The organism is Ruegeria sp. HKCCA5426 (assembly GCF_013034585.1).
In the GTDB taxonomy this organism is placed as follows: Bacteria; Pseudomonadota; Alphaproteobacteria; order Rhodobacterales; family Rhodobacteraceae; genus Ruegeria.
Window position 1 is genome coordinate 201,784 of the sequence record NZ_WQGH01000007.1, and the last position, 16,554, is coordinate 218,337.

At 58.0% G+C, this 16,554-nt stretch carries 15 protein-coding genes and 1 tRNA gene; 14 read left to right on the forward strand and 2 right to left on the reverse strand.

What is annotated here, in order from left to right; all coding sequences use genetic code 11:
- The first annotated feature begins 5 nt into the window (after nt 1–5).
- The 12 genes from GOV87_RS13685 (at nt 6) to GOV87_RS13740 (ending at nt 12,760) form a co-directional block, all read left to right on the forward strand.
- Nucleotides 6–674: a response regulator transcription factor gene (locus GOV87_RS13685; RefSeq protein ID WP_171123680.1), complete on the forward strand. Its 669-nt coding sequence runs from the start codon at nt 6–8 to the stop codon at nt 672–674.
- Nucleotides 664–2,025, forward strand: a complete 1,362-nt coding sequence (locus GOV87_RS13690; RefSeq protein ID WP_171123678.1) for a sensor histidine kinase — start codon at nt 664–666, stop codon at nt 2,023–2,025. The genes GOV87_RS13685 and GOV87_RS13690 overlap by 11 nt, the downstream gene beginning before the upstream one ends.
- Nucleotides 2,004–3,008, forward strand: coding sequence for an ABC transporter substrate-binding protein (locus GOV87_RS13695; RefSeq protein ID WP_171123676.1), 1,005 nt, complete (start codon nt 2,004–2,006; stop codon nt 3,006–3,008). Before GOV87_RS13690 ends, GOV87_RS13695 begins: the two co-directional genes overlap by 22 nt.
- Nucleotides 3,009–3,128: 120 nt before the next feature.
- Nucleotides 3,129–4,220 (forward strand): MHYT domain-containing protein, encoded by a 1,092-nt coding sequence (locus tag GOV87_RS13700; protein ID WP_171212157.1) that lies wholly within the window; start codon nt 3,129–3,131, stop codon nt 4,218–4,220.
- A 140-nt stretch (nt 4,221–4,360) separates the two neighbouring features.
- A complete protein-coding gene (locus GOV87_RS13705; protein WP_171123672.1) occupies nt 4,361–5,194 on the forward strand; it encodes a xanthine dehydrogenase family protein subunit M in 834 nt (277 codons plus the stop codon).
- Between the two features lie 12 nt (nt 5,195–5,206).
- Entirely contained in the window at nt 5,207–5,701 is a 495-nt protein-coding gene (locus tag GOV87_RS13710) for a (2Fe-2S)-binding protein (protein WP_171123669.1), read from the forward strand.
- Nucleotides 5,698–8,115, forward strand: a complete 2,418-nt coding sequence (locus GOV87_RS13715) for an aerobic carbon-monoxide dehydrogenase large subunit (RefSeq protein ID WP_171123667.1) — start codon at nt 5,698–5,700, stop codon at nt 8,113–8,115. Before GOV87_RS13710 ends, GOV87_RS13715 begins: the two co-directional genes overlap by 4 nt.
- A gap of 170 nt (nt 8,116–8,285) precedes the next feature.
- The gene (locus tag GOV87_RS13720) at nt 8,286–9,086 is read left to right on the forward strand and encodes an AAA family ATPase (RefSeq protein WP_371808237.1); all 801 of its coding nucleotides are present in this window, start codon (nt 8,286–8,288) and stop codon (nt 9,084–9,086) included.
- Nucleotides 9,086–10,273 carry a VWA domain-containing protein gene (locus GOV87_RS13725; protein WP_171212159.1) on the forward strand — a complete coding sequence of 396 codons (1,188 nt, stop codon included), beginning with the start codon at nt 9,086–9,088 and terminating at the stop codon, nt 10,271–10,273. The genes GOV87_RS13720 and GOV87_RS13725 overlap by 1 nt, the downstream gene beginning before the upstream one ends.
- Before the next feature lie 10 nt (nt 10,274–10,283).
- Nucleotides 10,284–11,087 carry an XdhC family protein gene (locus tag GOV87_RS13730; protein WP_171123981.1) on the forward strand — a complete coding sequence of 268 codons (804 nt, stop codon included), beginning with the start codon at nt 10,284–10,286 and terminating at the stop codon, nt 11,085–11,087.
- 106 nt (nt 11,088–11,193) lie between these two features.
- Nucleotides 11,194–11,646 carry a CoxG family protein gene (locus GOV87_RS13735; protein WP_171123979.1) on the forward strand — a complete coding sequence of 151 codons (453 nt, stop codon included), beginning with the start codon at nt 11,194–11,196 and terminating at the stop codon, nt 11,644–11,646.
- Between the two features lie 118 nt (nt 11,647–11,764).
- The gene (locus tag GOV87_RS13740; RefSeq protein ID WP_171212160.1) at nt 11,765–12,760 is read left to right on the forward strand and encodes a hypothetical protein; all 996 of its coding nucleotides are present in this window, start codon (nt 11,765–11,767) and stop codon (nt 12,758–12,760) included.
- A 55-nt stretch (nt 12,761–12,815) separates the two neighbouring features.
- Here GOV87_RS13740 and GOV87_RS13745 read toward each other — a convergent pair.
- Nucleotides 12,816–12,902: transfer RNA gene (locus tag GOV87_RS13745), tRNA-Leu, on the reverse strand.
- 197 nt (nt 12,903–13,099) lie between these two features.
- On the opposite strand from GOV87_RS13745, the gene GOV87_RS13750 reads away from it, so the two are divergent.
- Entirely contained in the window at nt 13,100–14,083 is a 984-nt protein-coding gene (locus GOV87_RS13750) for a complex I NDUFA9 subunit family protein (RefSeq protein WP_171212161.1), read from the forward strand.
- On the opposite strand, the gene GOV87_RS13755 is transcribed toward GOV87_RS13750, so the two are convergent.
- Nucleotides 14,084–14,887, reverse strand: a complete 804-nt coding sequence (locus tag GOV87_RS13755; protein WP_171212162.1) for an undecaprenyl-diphosphate phosphatase — start codon at nt 14,885–14,887, stop codon at nt 14,084–14,086. It abuts the gene before it with no gap.
- A 230-nt stretch (nt 14,888–15,117) separates the two neighbouring features.
- On the opposite strand from GOV87_RS13755, the gene GOV87_RS13760 reads away from it, so the two are divergent.
- On the forward strand, nt 15,118–16,551 hold the full coding sequence (locus GOV87_RS13760; RefSeq protein ID WP_171212163.1) for an NAD(P)-dependent oxidoreductase: 1,434 nt from the start codon (nt 15,118–15,120) through the stop codon (nt 16,549–16,551).
- Nucleotides 16,552–16,554: the final 3 nt, after the last annotated feature.

Below are 16,554 nucleotides of genomic sequence, written 5' to 3' on the forward strand. Positions count from 1 at the left end.
GCCCGATGAAATTTCTGCTTGTCGAAGACAATCTGGATCTCGCGAATGCGGTCAGTTCGCGCATGCGGCTGGACGGCCATGTCATTGATCATGCATCGAATTTGGAAGACGCCACTGCCTTTGTCGAAACCGAAGAATACGACCTGATTCTGTTGGACATCATGCTGCCGGATGGGGATGGCCGGGACTTTCTGAAACGGCACCGGGCCAGCCGTCTGGACACGCCGGTGATCGTTTTGACTGCGCGCAGTCAGGTTTCGGATCGAATCGGTTCACTTGATCTGGGGGCGGATGACTACGTGACCAAGCCGTTTGATCATGCCGAGCTTGAGGCCCGCTGCCGCGCCGTCCTGCGCCGGAAATCCGGCAGCGCCAAATCCACGATCGAGATCGGCGGTGTCGTGTTTGATCCTGTGGCCGGTCATTTAACCGTGGCCGGGGAAACCCTTTCGCTGCGCAATCGGGAACTGCGCATGATGGAGTTGTTCATCAATGCGCCCGGCCACGTGTTTTCGAAACAGAAACTCGCTGACAGGCTGTTTTCTTATGATGACAGCGTGACGGATAACGCGATTGAGGTTTATGTCGGTCGCCTGCGCAAACATCTTGAGCCTTCGGACTTGAAGATAACCACGCTGCGTGGTCTGGGGTACAGGTTGGACCATGACCACTAATCCCAACGTTTCAGGGTCGCTCAGAAACAGGCTTGTTCTGACCCTGATCGGCGGTGCAGCGGTTCTGGCCGTGTTGTTGTTCTTTGCGGTTCGGAACTATGCCGCACAGGTGGCCCAACAAGGTCAGGACAACATCCTCGAGGCGTCCGTGACGTCCATTCTTGATGCCGCCGCGCTGCGGGATGGGGTGCTGGAGGTGGATATTCCCTATGCCGCGTTCTCGATGCTGACTACCCCAACCGATGATAGGGTGTTTTATGCCATTTATCAGGACGGTGTGTTTCTGTCCGGCTACGAAGATTTGCGGCTGGCAGCGGCCCCAGCCCAAAGCGATTGGTCCTTTACATCCGGCGAATTGCGCGGCGAACGCATTCGACAGGTCAGCGCAAGCCGAACGCTTGTGGGGCTGGGCCGGCAGACTGAAATCGAAGTTGTACTTGGTCAGACGCAGGACGCACTTTCACGGACCCTCGACCAGATCTCGCGCAATGCCGCATTTCTGGGGCTGGGGTTCTTTCTTTTGACGGCGGCGCTGTCTTTCTGGATCACGTCGACCACGATCGGACAGCTTAACAAACTGACGACATCCGTCACGCGGCGGGGTCCTCAGGACCTGAGCCCTTTCAAAAAGCCGGTGCCACGGGAAATGGCACCTTTGGTCATGTCTCTGAACTCTCTGATGGGGCGCTTGGATCAATCGCTCAGCCAGTCCGAGGATTTCATCGCTGAGGCCGCACATCGTGTCCGCACCCCTTTGGCAACCGTGCGGTCTTATGCCGAAGCGACGCTGCACCGTGTTGAGCGCAAGGAAAACCGCGAGGCGCTGCGGGCGATGGTGCGGGCAATCGACGAAAGCTCGCGCGCGGCGGGGCAGCTTTTGGATCATGCCATGATTACATTCCGCACGGACCACCTTGTGCGTGAGGATGTGGATTTGGTCGAATTGATCCGTGACCTTGTTCAAAGACTGACACCAATCGCGGAAATGAAGGAGTTGTCTTTGTCCATGACAGGTGATCCTACGGTCCCCTATTCCGGCGATCCGATTTTGATCCAGAACGCGGTGCGAAACATGATCGACAACGCGTTGAAATACGCTCCGTTGGACAGCACGGTCGAGATTGAGATTACCGGAAAGCCCGAAATCAAGGTGAGCGATTCCGGCCCCGGTTTTCTTCCTGAAGAGATTGAGACACTGACCCGCAGGTTCGAACGCGGCAAAAACGCGGCCGGAACAATCGGCTCGGGTCTGGGGCTGACGATCGCTCAGGACGTGGCGATTGCACATGGCGGCACGCTTGTTCTGACAAATCAGCCATCGGGGGGGGCATGCGTTATCTTATCGCTTTAGTTCTGCTTGTCCTGCCTGGACTCGGATGGGCCCACGATTGGGAAGATCAATTGATCTTCAACGAAGGTGCAGACGGTCCGCGCCTGCGCGTCATTTCCAGCACGGACACGGTATTGTTCGCCCCTTTGATTGATGGATTTGTCGCACAGAACCCCAATATCAGTGTCGAATACCTTGTTTCGGGGACTGCCGATATCAATCAACGCGTCCGCGCTACGCCGGATGCCTTTGATATTGTCGTTTCAAGCGCGATGGACCTGCAGTTAAAGTTGGCAAATGACGGGTTTGCCCTGCCATTAAAGGATATCGAGACACCATCGTGGGCCCAGTGGCACCAAAGCCTGTTTGCCTTTACGACCGAACCCGCGGCCATCGTGATCAACCGCGCAGCGTTCGAGGGTCAGGACATTCCGCAGACGCGTCAGGGCCTGATCGAAGCGCTGCGCAAGCGGCCCGAAGAGTTTCGGGGCAGGATCGGAACCTATGATGTGCGCGACTCGGGTCTTGGCTACCTTTTTGCAACTCAGGACGCACGTGCGTCCGAGACATTTTGGCGCTTGATGGAGGTCATGGGTGGCCTTGATGTGCGCCTGTATTGCTGTTCCGGCGAGATGATCAACGATCTTGCCGATGGTACAATTCTGGTGGCCTACAATGTCCTTGGCAGCTATGCCGCCGTTCGCGCCGAGCGCAAGGATGCCCTTGAAGTGATTTTTCCGACCGACTTCCAAACGATCATGATGCGCACCGCGCTAGTGTCCAGGGCGACTCAGCAACCGGACGCGGCCGAGGCTTTTATCCAGTACCTTGTCGAAGAAAAGCCAGTGGCGCAGGGCAGCCAGCTATCTCTTCCTCCGCTCATGTCTCAGGGTGAGTCAACGGATCATGAGACAATCGGGTTGAATCCGGCCTTGCTGACATTTCTGGATGATTTGAAACGAAAAAAGTTTCTGTCTGCGTGGGAAAATGCGGTCATCCAGTAGGCGCGCCGTTGTAACCATGACGTGCGCATGAATGGTTTGTTTTCCACCTTTCAGCCAATTGTCCCAATCAAATCCGTTTGCTAACGTCGCCCTCGCGTCGAGGAGGGCGCGTAAACCGAAATGCTGGACTATTCGCATAACGCCTGGCTTGTGGCTGCGTCGTTGGCCGTGGCGCTGATGGCGGGCTTCACTGGCCTATACCTTACGCATGGCGCGTCCAAGTTGGATGATCAGAGGCGCAAGATTGTTGTCGCTCTGGCTGCGGTGGTTCTGGGTGGCGGGATTTGGTCGATGCATTTCGTGGCCATGCTGGGCCTGCAACTGCCTATCCTATTCTATTATGATGCGCTGATCACACTGATCTCGGCTTTGGTGGCGATCCTTATGGTCGGTCTGGCGCTGTTGCTGCTGCATTTCAGGCCACGCTCGGCGCAAACGATTGTTGGCGCGGGCGTCATCGTCGGCCTTGGCATCGTGGTGATGCACTATATTGGCATGGCTGGGATGGAGCTGTGCCGCCCGGTCTATAACGCCTGGGATGTTGCGATCTCGACCTTGGCCTCGGTGGGGCTGTCGGTGGTGGCAATCTGGGTAGCTTATGACAACCGCACCCAGCGCAATATCCTGCTTGGTACGGCTTGTTTTGGGCTGGCCGTGTTTTCAATGCATTTCGTAGCCACCGGCCTCACGGACTTTGTTGCCAGTGACAGCGCCGGCGGTGCAGGTCCCGCGCTGAACAATCAGGTTCTGGCGATGGGCGTGACCGTAGCCGTGTTCCTGATCTGCGGTGCCTTCCTGCTGACCGGCGTCAGTTTCCTTGAGCCGGCTGTGGCGGAGCCTGCGCCTGCCCCAACCCCGGAACCCGAGCCTGCGGTGCTTCGGGCGGGGGTTCCGTTTGAACGGGAAGGCCAGACCTTTTTCGCCGAACCCGCCCGTATCGCCGCCATCCGTGCCGAAGGGCATTACACCGTCTTGTACATGGCTGCGGAAAAGCTGTTCTGCCCGTGGTCGATCACCGAAGCAGAATCCCGACTTGCGCCCGACGGCTTTCTGCGCGCCCACCGCAGTTATCTGGTGAACCCCAAACATGTCTCAAGTTTCGAGCGGCACAAGGACAACGGCACCTGTTACTTTGACGATGTTGATGCTTTGACCAAGGTCCCTGTCAGCCGATCGCGACTTTCTGATATTCGCGACGCGCTGGGCCTTTGATCGCAACTCGTGCAGCCCATTCGCATTTCGTGAAACAACCTGCGCGCCCCGTTCCCCTTGACTGGAACGGCTGATGTGACCGTTCTTTCCTTACCCTAGGTCCCCCAAGGCATATCGCTTCGGACCCAGGGAGGAAAAACATGATACCAGCCGGTTTTGAGTATCACCGGCCAGGCGACATCGCCTCGGCCATAGGCATTCTACAGGAACACGGAGACGAGGCGCGGGTGATCGCGGGCGGGCACAGCCTGATCCCGATGATGAAGCTGCGTATGGCAGAGATGGGCCACTTGGTCGACCTTCAGGCCATTGATGAGCTGAAGGGCATCCAGATCGGGTCCGACACCGTCACGTTGGGCGCGATGGTCACGCAGCATGAGCTGATCACCCATGACGGTCTTGCCGCCGCTATTCCGCTGATCCGCGAGGCGGCGTTGCAGATCGCCGATCCGCAGGTGCGGTATATGGGCACTGTCGGTGGCAACGTGGCCAATGGCGATCCGGGCAATGACATGCCGGGGTTGATGCAGTGTCTGAACGCGACGTTTGAACTGTCCGGTCCCGATGGCAACCGCAGCGTGGCCGCGCGCGAATTCTATGAGGCCGCGTATTTCACCGCGCGCGAGGATGAGGAAATCCTGACACGTATCTCGATCCCGGTTCCGGGCGCTGGCGTCGGTCAGGCATATGAAAAGCAAAAGCGCAAGATCGGGGATTATGCGACGGCTGCGGCTGCGGTGATGGTAGGCAACGGAACGGCGTCGGCCGCGATGACCAACCTGGCTGACACGCCGATCTGGTCCGAAAGCGCAAGCGCCGCGTTGGCGGACGGTGATGTAAACGGGTGCGTCGCGGCGATGCTGGATGCGATTGAACCTGTGGCCGACAACCGCGGCCCCGTCGAATTCAAGAAACATGTGGCCGCTGTGATGCTGCGCCGCGCCATCGACCGCGCGCAAAACCGCGCGGGTTGAGGAGGGGATAACATGTCAAAAATGCACGTCAAACTCACCGTGAACGGGCGCGAGGTCGAAGGTCTGGCCGAGCCGCGCACGTTGCTGATCCATTTCCTGCGGGAAGATCTGAAAATCACCGGCCCCCATATCGGTTGCGAGACCAGCCATTGCGGCGCTTGCACCGTTGATATCGATGGCAAGTCCGTCAAGTCCTGCACCACCTTTGTGGCGCAGGTGAACGGGTCCGATATCACTACCGTCGAAGGGCTCACTAACGACGATGGCAGCCTTGGTGTCTTGCAGGAAATGTTCCGCGAACATCATGGTCTGCAATGCGGCTTCTGCACGCCGGGCATGATCACCCGCGCGCATCGCCTGCTTCAGGAAAACCCCAACCCAACCGAAGAAGAAATTCGTTTCGGGATGGCAGGGAACCTGTGCCGCTGCACCGGGTATCAGAACATCGTCAAGGCAATCTCGGCCTCGGCTGACATGCTGAACGCTCAGAAGGAGGCCGCGGAATGAACGACCAAACAATGACCCCCGAAGAACGCGCCGCCAACCTCAAGGGCATGGGCAGCTCGCGCAAACGCGTCGAGGATGTGCGCTTTACCCAAGGCAAGGGCAATTATGTCGATGACATCAAGCTGGATGGAATGCTGTTCGGCGACTTTGTGCGCTCCCCCTACGCACATGCCCGCGTTGTCAGCGTGAACAAAGAGGCCGCCTTGGCGCTGCCCGGTGTGATCGCTGTTCTGACGGCCGAAGATCTGGCCCCGCTGGGCCTGCATTGGATGCCAACGCTGGCCGGTGACAAACAAATGGTTCTGGCCGACGGAAAGGTGCTGTTCCAAGGACAGGAAGTAGCCTTTGTCGTGGCCGAGGATCGCTATATCGCGGCGGATGCTGCGGAACTGGTTGAGGTCGAATACGAAGAACTGCCCGTTCTGACCGACCCATTCGAGGCGCTGAAGTCCGATGTGGTCCTGCGCGAAGACCTTGAGGGTCAGACCGAAGGTGCGCACGGGCCGCGCAAGCACCACAATCATATCTTCACCTGGGAGCAGGGCGACAAAGAGGCGACCGAGGCCATTCTGGCCGAGGCCGACGTAGTCGCTGAAGAGATGGTCTATTACCACCGCACCCATCCTTGCCCGCTGGAGACCTGCGGGTCGGTCGCGAGCATGGACAAGGTAACCGGCAAGCTGACGCTCTACGGTACGTTTCAGGCCCCGCACGCGATCCGGACGGTTGTGTCGCTGATCTCGGGCATTGCCGAGCATAATATCCGCGTCATCAGCCCAGATATTGGCGGTGGCTTTGGTAACAAGGTTGGGGCTTATGCTGGCTATGTCTGCTCGGTCGTGGCCTCAATTGTCACTGGCAAGCCGGTGAAATGGGTCGAGGACCGGATGGAAAACCTGATGTCCACCGCCTTTGCACGCGACTACTGGATGCAGGGCAAGATCGCCGCCACCAAGGACGGCAAGATCACCGGTCTGTGGTGCCATACGACGGCGGATCACGGTGGCTTTGACGCTTGTGCTGACCCGACTAAATTCCCGGCGGGGTTCATGAACATCTGCACCGGGTCTTATGACATCCCCACCGCGTATCTAGCCGTGGATGGGGTCTATACCAACAAGGCTCCGGGCGGGGTGGCTTACCGCTGTTCCTTCCGTGTGACCGAGGCGGCCTATTTCATCGAACGCATGATTGAGGTTCTGGCGATTAAGCTGAACATGGACGCGGCTGAACTGCGCCGGATCAACTTCATCAAGGCCGATCAGTTCCCATATCAGTCGGCGCTGGGCTGGGAATATGACTCGGGCGATTATCACACCGCTTGGGATAAGGCGCTGAAGGCCGTGGACTATGAAGGTTTGCGTGCGGAACAGGCGCAGCGGGTTGAGGACTTCAAGGCAGGTAAAACCCGCAAGCTGATCGGTATTGGACTGACGCATTTCACCGAGATCGTAGGCGCTGGTCCGGTGAAGAACTGTGATATCCTTGGGCTTGGCATGTTCGACTCGTGCGAAATCCGCATCCACCCGACGGGTTCGGCCATCGCGCGGCTGGGGACGATCTCTCAAGGTCAGGGCCACGCCACGACCTTTGCGCAGATCATTGCCAGTGAGATCGGCCTGCCTGCGGATGACATTACGTTGGAGGAAGGTGACACCGACACCGCGCCTTATGGTCTTGGGACTTATGGGTCTCGGTCGACACCGGTTGCCGGGGCGGCAACGGCAATGGCAGCGCGCAAAATCCGCGCCAAGGCGCAGATGATCGCGGCTTATTTGCTTGAGGTCCATGACGACGACGTTGAGTGGGATGTGGATCGGTTCTCGGTCAAGGGCGCGCCCGAGCGGTTCAAGACGATGAAAGAAATCGCCTTCGCCGCCTATAATCAGGCGATCCCAGGGCTGGAGCCGGGTCTGGAGGCCGTCAGCTACTATGACCCGCCGAACATGACTTACCCGTTCGGGGCCTATATCTGCGTCATGGAGATCGACGTGGACACCGGCGAATGGGACGTTCGGAAGTTCTATGCGCTGGACGATTGCGGCACCCGGATCAACCCGATGATCATCGACGGGCAGGTTCATGGCGGCGTAACCGAGGCGTTGGCTATCGCGATGGGGCAAGAGATTGCCTATGACGAGATGGGTAACGTTAAGACTGGCACGCTGATGGATTTCTTCCTGCCGACCGCGTGGGAGACGCCGAACTATATCACCGACTATACGGTGACGCCGTCTCCGCACCATCCAATCGGTGCAAAAGGCGTCGGAGAAAGTCCGAATGTTGGGGGCGTGCCTTGTTTCTCGAACGCGGTGCATGATGCGTTCCGGCCCTTTGGGTTGGTGCAGAGCCATATGCCGCATGACCATTGGCGGATCTGGAAGATCGCCAATGGGTTGGGGATGCATGGGTGATTGGGTTCGGACCGGCCTGGGCCGGTCCGACCGGACGGAGGGGGCCAGCCCCCTCCGAACCTCCCCCGGGATATTTTTAGCCAGATGAAGAATGGATCCTGGTTTTGACTTTGAGTGATGTGCAGAACGGATTGGCCGCGCAGGGCTATGTTGCTGATGATCGGTTGGCAATGGCGCTGCACTTGGCGCAGGCGTTGGGGCGACCATTATTGCTGGAAGGGCCAGCAGGGGTTGGCAAGACCGAGGTCGCCAAGGCTATGGCCGCATGGCGGGACACGCGTCTTATTCGGTTGCAGTGTTACGAAGGGCTGGACGCCAGTCATGCCATCTATGAATGGAACTATCAGCGTCAGTTATTGGCTATTCGCGCGAGTGAAGCGCAGGGCGGAGCCAGCGAAGCACAAGTATTTTCGGACGAGTATCTGCTGAAAAGACCTTTGTTAGAGGCTATTGGGGAAGAAAAACCACCGGTTTTGCTGATTGACGAAATTGACCGGGCGGATGAGGAATTTGAAGCTTATCTTTTGGAAATCCTATCTGACTTTCAGATCACGATTCCGGAATTGGGGACGATTAAGGCGCGGGTTCGGCCAATCGTAATCCTGACGGCAAACGGCACGCGCGACTTGTCGGACGCGTTGCGTCGGAGGTGCCTATACAGCTTCCTGGACTATCCGTCACGCGAGACGGAACTGGCGATTTTGCGGGCCCGGATGCCTGAGATCGAGGGTGCTTTGGCGCGGCAGATCATTGGTGTGGTGCAGGCGCTTCGGAAAGAAGACCTTGAGAAGACGCCTGGCATTGCCGAAATGCTGGATTGGTCTGCGGCTTTGGCCGGATTGGGCGTGAATGATCTGGCCCAGGCGCGCGATGAGGTTCAGGCAACGCTTGTCTGCCTGCTGAAAACTGCCGCTGACTATGATGCGGCCCCGCCCGAGGTGATGGATCGCTTGATTGGAAAGGTTGCGTAATGCAGGTCACGCGGTTTCCTTCCCGTGCTTCTGGATTTGCGGATCGCATGTCCGGCTTTGTGGCGCATCTGAGGATGAATGGGATGCGGGTAGGGCCAAAGGAAACAGCGGGCGCTTTGAACGCGTTGTCTTTGATTGACGCGACGGATGCGGGTCAGGCCCGGCGTGCTTTGTGCGCCGTGCTTGCAGGAGATGCCGAAGATTGGCGTCGGTTTGATGACTTGTTTGACTCGTATTGGTTCAACGCCGGGAAGCAACGGGAAGGGTCGGCCAAGTCTGCTCATGTTCGCGTCCAGTCGGCCAAACCGATGATCTGGCGGCAACGGGACAAGGCGCAGGACGCTGCGCAATCCGGAACAGATCAACCCACCACGCCGGATCCGGGTGAGGGAGAGGCAGAGGGTATGGACGGCAGGCTGATCGCGACCCGAACGGCGAATCTGTCGCGTCGGGACTTGCGAGAGTTGATGGATGATGAGGCTCTGAATAAGGCCGAAAGGACCGCAACGTCGCTTGCCCGTGCTATCCGTGACCGCCGGTCGCGCAGGCGCAAGCAGGCGTCGAAGGGGCCGGCGCTGGACCTGAGGCGGATACAGCGCGCCAGTCTTGCACGGGGCGGAGAGCCGATTGACCTGTACCGTCGCACCCGCCCACCGCGTCCGATGCGCATTGTTGCGTTATGCGATGTCAGCGGGTCCATGACTGTCTATTCCCGCGTATTCTTGGCATTTTTAAAGGGTTTGATCGGCAGCGGCACGGAGGCGGACGCCTATTTGTTTCACACGCGTCTGATGCGCGTCACCGATGCTCTGCGCGATCACGATAGCCTGCGTGCGGCGGGGCGGCTTTCGCTGATGGCAGAGGGGTTCGGGGGCGGTACCGATATCTCGGGCAGCTTGGAGCGGTTCGTGTCAGGCTATGGTGCACGCGCGCTGAACGGTCGAACGATCGTGTTGATCCTGTCTGACGGGTATTGCAGTTCGGACCCGCAGGCGCTGGGCGCGGCTCTGGCGCGCATCCGGCGAAAGGCGCGGCGGATCGTCTGGCTGAACCCGTTGAAAGGGTGGGAAAACTACCAACCCATCGCGGCTGCAATGCAGGCGGCCGAGCCCTATCTGGACGCCCACCTCCCAGCCAATACGCTTGAAGCGCTTGCAGCGCTTGAACCGCAATTCCGGAAATTGTGAAAGGAGCCCCATGGCAAATTTCGACATATTCGACACGATAGAAGAGCTTCGCCGGACAGGCGACGCGTTTTGCGTGGCAACGGTTTTACGAACGGCGGATGCGACCTCGGCCAAGGCGGGCGGCAAGGCGGCGATCACACGGGATGGGCAGATACTGGGCCATTTGGGTGGCGCGTGCGTTCAGCGGGCCGTCAGGACATCGGCGCAGGATGCATTGTCCAGCGGTGCGCCGCAGATGATCCGTATCAAACCTTCGGACAAGGTGGTGAGCATGACGGACCCGGATGGTGTGCAGACATTCAAAAGCGGCTGCCCCTCGGGTGGAACGGTTGATCTGTTGGTGGAGCCTTATCAACATGCGCCACGTTTGGTGATTTTCGGAGGGTCGCCAATTGCGTCCGCTCTTGCCGATCACGCGGCGCTGGCCGGGTTTCGGGTTTGCGTTACCGAAACGGGCGGGGCACATGCACAGTTCGAACCGGATTCTGTCGGCGATCTTGGATTGGAGGCGCGGGATTTTGTTGTTGTGGCGTCTCAGGGGCGCGGTGATGCTGTGGCGCTAGAGGCCGCACTGAACACACCGGCGCGGCGCGTTTCCATGGTGGCCAGCCGTCGCAAAGCGGACACGCTGATCGACAAGCTGGTGGCAAATGGGCTGGATCCGGCGCGTGCAGGTCAACTGAAGTCCCCGGCCGGTTTGGATATTCACGCTATTGATCCGCATGAGATCGCCCTGTCGATCCTGGCCGAAGTTGTGATGTGGCGGAACACGGACAAGACAAGAGAGGTGTCTGAGGATGAAAAGCTTGCTTAAACGCGTGCGGTCCCTGTGGCCGGCACGCGTCGAACAAACCCCCAAACAAGCCACGGAAACCGCACTTTTGGTTTTCCCGAGATGTTGTTGAACAAAGGAAGTATAAATGGAACTGTCTGACGAAATCCGCATCGCGGCCCCACGGGATGTTGTATACAAGGCGTTGAACACGCCCGAGATTCTGCAGGAATGTATTCCCGGTTGCGAAGAACTGATCCAGCATTCACCCGAGGAGCTTGAGGCCAAAGTTGTCCTGAAAATCGGCCCGGTCAAAGCGCGCTTTGCCGGACAGGTCACGTTGGATAACTCGAACGCGCCCGGTGGATTTTCTTTGACCGGTGAAGGCAAAGGGGGCGCTGCTGGCTTTGCCAAGGGCGGGGCCGAAGTGACGTTGACCGAAGACGGGGCCGAAACTGTGCTGGCTTATACCGCCAAGGTCGATGTTGGTGGCAAGATCGCCCAGCTTGGCAGCCGGCTGATTGCTGGCACGGCCAAAAAGCTATCAGGCAAGTTCTTCACCAAGTTTGGTGAGGTCGTATCGGAACAGGCCGTTTCCTGACGGAATTGGGTTGGTCGGGTCAATTGCCCGGCCAATTCGGACGCAATTCAGTTGACCGTATGCGCATTCGGCGCAATCACCGTAGTCATGGGCGTGATGCCTGTGGCAGGAGGCTTTGGTGAAAAACAGCGCGGTGCTGGAACAATTTGAAAACTGGATTGCAGTCCGCCCGAATGACTTGCAGGCGATCCGCCGTCTGGTCACACTTTTGGACATGTCAAATAGCGCGCAGGGTGTTTCCGGTGCATTTGGACGGGCCCAATCCAAGCTTGCATCTACACTGCCCAAAGACTGGCAACAGGCGTTTTTGGATCCGTCGGAATGTGCTCTGGCGTACAAAGGATGGCTAAATGTCCTGAAATCCGCAGGCATCAAACACGCGGTGCCGGTCGCTCAGGTATTTTCAGGTCAGGTCCTGAAGGTTCAGGGCAAAGTTCCTTATTGTGACGCGCGTTTGAAGTTCTTTGCAGAAACCAAGGTAATCCCGGCGTTGTGCCACGGTTGTTACAAGGTGCAGATTTTACCCGAATCGCTGGAAAAGATGATCCAGGCGTATCTGGTGCTGCTGAACCTCGACCTTCCCGGTGACAACACCAGAAAGTGCATGATCGAACTTCGCGACGGGATCAAATACCCGTACAAAGGCTACATCTATTGCAACAGCGCGGATGAGGCCAAAGCCTGTCTTGCCGCCTTTGAGGTCAAGTTGGCGGAGTTCGGTGTGTCTGGCCTTCATCAGAAGATCTCTCACGGCTGTTCGGAATACGGGCTTGAGTATCCGGCGTTCAAGTATTTGGAAGACGCAGAGCAGACCGAATTTGAAGCGCCGAAGGATTGGGCCGCAATCGAAGAACAGTACTTCAAGGGCACGAAGTTCCCCAAGCCGCAAATCAAAGCCTACACAAAGCCATTTATCAGTTTGCGTGACGTGTTCGTCTTTCGAACCTGGGCAAAATATGCCCAGTTGATCGGGGATGAAACGGTAACCCCCTACATCGCGCAGGGCGGTCCTGATTTACCAGCTCAGTTCGTGAAACGGGTCAAGGCGCAATCGGCGACACGAAACGCCGAACTGACAGAGCTTGCCGCGATGTCTCAAGGGGCGGCAGGCTGATCCAGAAAGGCCAAAAGCCGTCTAATACAGTGGGTTTTTCAAATTTCGGGGGATTTGGTGCCCAGGAGAGGACTCGAACCTCCACGTCCATACGGACACTAGCACCTGAAGCTAGCGCGTCTACCAATTCCGCCACCTGGGCAGGTGTCGTGGAGGGGCGTTTAAGCCTACTGGCGGTGGGCGTCAACCAGATTCGGGAAGTTTTTTGAAAGTTTTTTGACGGACGCCCAAGGTCTGTGGAACAGGGCGCGGATATCCTGAATGCGCGGCGTTATTGCGCCTTGTTTGCTTGGGATTTGAGGGGTAGATCGTGTATGACCCATCAGCAGGAGCCCTCGCATGTCCAAACTGGTCACGATTTTTGGCGGATCCGGATTTGTTGGCCGATACGTCGCCCGGCGTATGGCAGGTGAAGGGTGGCGCGTCCGCGTGGCCGTGCGGCGCCCGAATGAGGCCATGTTCGTCAAAACTTATGGTGTTGTGGGGCAGGTCGAGCCCATATTGTGTAATATCCGCGACGACGCCTCGGTTGCGCTGGCGATGCAAGGCGCTGATGCCGTGGTCAACTGCGTGGGTGTGCTGAATGAGCTGGGCAAGAATGAGTTTGACGCAGTGCAGGCCGAAGGCGCCGAGCGCATTGCGCGGCTGGCAGCCCAGCAAGGTATAGCGCAGATGGTGCATATCTCTGCGATCGGCGCGGATGCGGCATCAGACAGCCAGTATTCGCGGACCAAGGCGCAGGGCGAAGCTGGGATTCTGGAACATATGCCGGGCGCGGTCATCCTGCGCCCTTCGGTCATATTCGGGACCGAAGATCAGTTCTTCAACCGCTTTGCCGGTATGACCCGGATAAATCCGTTCCTGCCTTTGGTGGGTGCTGAGACTAAATTCCAACCCGTTTTCGTGGACGACGTGGCCCAAGCCGCCGTGAAAGGTGTTCTGGGACGGGCTCCGGCTGGCGTGTACGAATTGGGTGGACCAGAGGTAAAGACGTTTCGTGCGTTGATGCAGCAGATGCTGGACGTGATTCACCGGCGCCGGGTCATAATTGGAATGCCGTTCTGGGTGGCGCGGATCATGGCCGGAGTGCTGGACATCGTGAAATTCGTGAGCTTCCAGCTTTTCCCCAACAACATCCTGACCCGTGATCAGCTTAAGAACCTGCGGCGCGACAATGTTGTGTCAGAAGGTGCGATGGGATTTGCCGATCTGGCGATTGAGCCATCGACTTTGGAATCGGTGTTGCCGGAATACCTGTGGAAGTTCCGCCCCTCGGGTCAGTATGACGACATTCAAAACTCGGCGAAGAACCTGAAGATCTGATCAGCTATAGGCGATGATCAGCAATGCCGCGCCCAGAATGACCCGGTAGATTACGTAGGGTGTGAAGCTGACGCTTCGCAACAGGCGCATCATCAGGGTCAAGGCCAGCAGCGCCGCAATGAAGGAAAAGAGGGCGGCGATAGCCCCGTCAATGGCCAGTTGCGCATCTGCCTCGCGGATTACGTCGACCGACAGCAGGATCCCCGAGGCCAGAATTGTCGGGATCGACATCAGCATGGCGATCCGGGCACCGTCCTCTCTGGTATAGCCCAGATGCCGCGCGCCCGTGATGGTGATCCCTGACCGCGACGTGCCGGGTATAAGCGCCAATGCTTGCCAAAGGCCCATAATGGCCGCATCCCTGATGCCCCAGTCGCCGGCCTTTTTCGTCTGCGGTCCCTTCTGATCCATCCAATAAAGCAACAGACCAAATCCCAGCATCGTCCACCCGATTACCGTCATTGAGCGCAGCGATTGGCTGAGGCCCGTCTTGAACAGGATCGCACCGACTATGATTGTGGGAATCGTCGCGATGATAAGGCCCATAGCCAGACGCGCTTCGGCAGAATCGATACGCCCCGTCAGGGCGCGCGGCAGGCCGGAGACCGCCTTCTTGACCTCGGACCAAAAATACAAAACCACAGCACCCAAGGTGCCGACATGGACAGCGACGTCTATGGCGAGACCCTGATCATCTAAACCCGTCAGGCTGGGCAAAAGGATCAGATGACCAGAAGATGAGATCGGCAGGAATTCAGTGATACCCTGAATTATTGCCGTGAGAATCAATTGAAAAAGGCTCATCGAATTGCCCGTGCCACCGTCACGTTTTTATTATGCTCACTGGGTATAAGTGTGATGCGGAAAAGAAAAGAACACAATTATGTCCGAATCGGAACTAAAAAGGTAAATTTTTTTCACTCGGATGACTCCCAGCGGCAAAAATTTTCAAAATAGGTCAGTACAATTGACTTTTCATCCGATCTTGTATCTCTTAAAGAAGGTCGACCAAGCCAATTCATGGAGTCTGACCCGTGGCCAAGCAACCGATGCTGAAATTTGTGCAAGTCGATCGCGCCATGCCCGAAAAGCGTGCCGCGGACACGCGTAAGGAAGACTTTGACGAAATCTATGCCGAGTTTGCCTCAGCCAAGGCCGAAGAACAGGCCAGCCGCTGCAGCCAGTGTGGTGTGCCTTATTGTCAGTCGCATTGTCCGCTGCACAACAACATCCCAGACTGGCTGCGCCTAACCGCGACGGGCCGTTTGGAAGAGGCGTATCAGACCAGTCAGGCAACCAACACCTTCCCCGAGATCTGTGGCCGGATCTGCCCGCAAGACCGCTTGTGCGAAGGTAATTGCGTGATCGAACAGTCGGGCCACGGTACTGTGACCATCGGCACGATCGAAAAATACATCACCGACACCGCGTGGGACAAAGGCTGGGTCAAGCCTGTTGTACCGGGTGCGGAGCGTAGCGAAAGCGTGGGTATCATCGGCGCGGGTCCGGGCGGACTGGCTGCGGCGGACATGCTGCGCCATGCAGGTATTCAGGTGACGGTTTATGACCGTTACGACCGTGCAGGTGGCCTGCTGATGTACGGCATTCCCGGCTTTAAGCTGGAAAAAGACATCGTACAGCGCCGCAACGATTTGCTGGCCGACGGTGGCGTAACGTTTGAGCTGAATTGCGACGTCGATGCCGCAAAGTTCGAAGAAATCCGTGGTCAGCACGACGCGGTGATAATCGCAACCGGCGTTTACAAATCGCGCGACCTGTCCATGCCGGGCAGCGGTCTGGGTGGCATCGAAAAAGCCATCGACTTCCTAACTGCCTCAAACCGCAAGAGCTTTAGTGACGATGTCGAAGATTTCGACAATGGCCGCCTGAACGCCGCTGGCAAAAAGGTTGTCGTGATCGGCGGCGGGGATACCGCGATGGATTGCGTTCGCACCTCGATCCGTCAGGGTGCGACCTCGGTCAAATGTCTGTATCGCCGCGACCGCGCTAATATGCCCGGTTCGCAGCGTGAAACCCAAAATGCCGAGGAAGAAGGCGTGGTCTTTGAGTGGCTCAGCGCGCCCAAGGGCTTTGCCGGCGACGACAAGGTTACTGGCGTTATGGTGCAAAAGATGCGTCTGGGCCAGCCCGACGCCACCGGCCGTCAGGCGCCCGAGGTGATCGAAGGCGCGGATTATGTTGAAGACGCCGATCTGGTGATCAAGGCGCTGGGGTTTGAACCCGAAGACCTGCCCACCTTGTTTGGCCAGCCCGACCTGCCCGTGACACGCTGGGGTACCGTCAAGGCCGCCTTCCAGACCGGTGAGACCGAGATGGATGGCGTGTACGCCATCGGCGACATCGTGCGCGGGGCCTCTTTGGTCGTGTGGGCGATCCGCGACGGGCGCGATTGTGCCGATGCGATCATCGACCGGTTCAACGCCAAGGCTGCAGTCGCAGCCGAATAGACC

Bases quoted from the DNA above. Each gene is read 5' to 3' on its own strand.
- GOV87_RS13705 (WP_171123672.1), top strand. From the start codon at position 4,361: ATGATACCAGCCGGTTTTGAGTATCACCGGCCAGGCGACATCGCCTCG.
- GOV87_RS13695 (WP_171123676.1), top strand. From the start codon at position 2,004: ATGCGTTATCTTATCGCTTTAGTTCTGCTTGTCCTGCCTGGACTCGGA.
- GOV87_RS13700 (WP_171212157.1), top strand. From the start codon at position 3,129: ATGCTGGACTATTCGCATAACGCCTGGCTTGTGGCTGCGTCGTTGGCC.
- GOV87_RS13720 (WP_371808237.1), top strand. From the start codon at position 8,286: ATGGCGCTGCACTTGGCGCAGGCGTTGGGGCGACCATTATTGCTGGAA.
- GOV87_RS13725 (WP_171212159.1), top strand. From the start codon at position 9,086: ATGCAGGTCACGCGGTTTCCTTCCCGTGCTTCTGGATTTGCGGATCGC.
- GOV87_RS13710 (WP_171123669.1), top strand. From the start codon at position 5,207: ATGTCAAAAATGCACGTCAAACTCACCGTGAACGGGCGCGAGGTCGAA.
- GOV87_RS13735 (WP_171123979.1), top strand. From the start codon at position 11,194: ATGGAACTGTCTGACGAAATCCGCATCGCGGCCCCACGGGATGTTGTA.
- GOV87_RS13755 (WP_171212162.1), bottom strand. From the start codon at position 14,887: ATGAGCCTTTTTCAATTGATTCTCACGGCAATAATTCAGGGTATCACT.
- GOV87_RS13730 (WP_171123981.1), top strand. From the start codon at position 10,284: ATGGCAAATTTCGACATATTCGACACGATAGAAGAGCTTCGCCGGACA.
- GOV87_RS13685 (WP_171123680.1), top strand. From the start codon at position 6: ATGAAATTTCTGCTTGTCGAAGACAATCTGGATCTCGCGAATGCGGTC.
- GOV87_RS13690 (WP_171123678.1), top strand. From the start codon at position 664: ATGACCACTAATCCCAACGTTTCAGGGTCGCTCAGAAACAGGCTTGTT.
- GOV87_RS13750 (WP_171212161.1), top strand. From the start codon at position 13,100: ATGTCCAAACTGGTCACGATTTTTGGCGGATCCGGATTTGTTGGCCGA.
- GOV87_RS13715 (WP_171123667.1), top strand. From the start codon at position 5,698: ATGAACGACCAAACAATGACCCCCGAAGAACGCGCCGCCAACCTCAAG.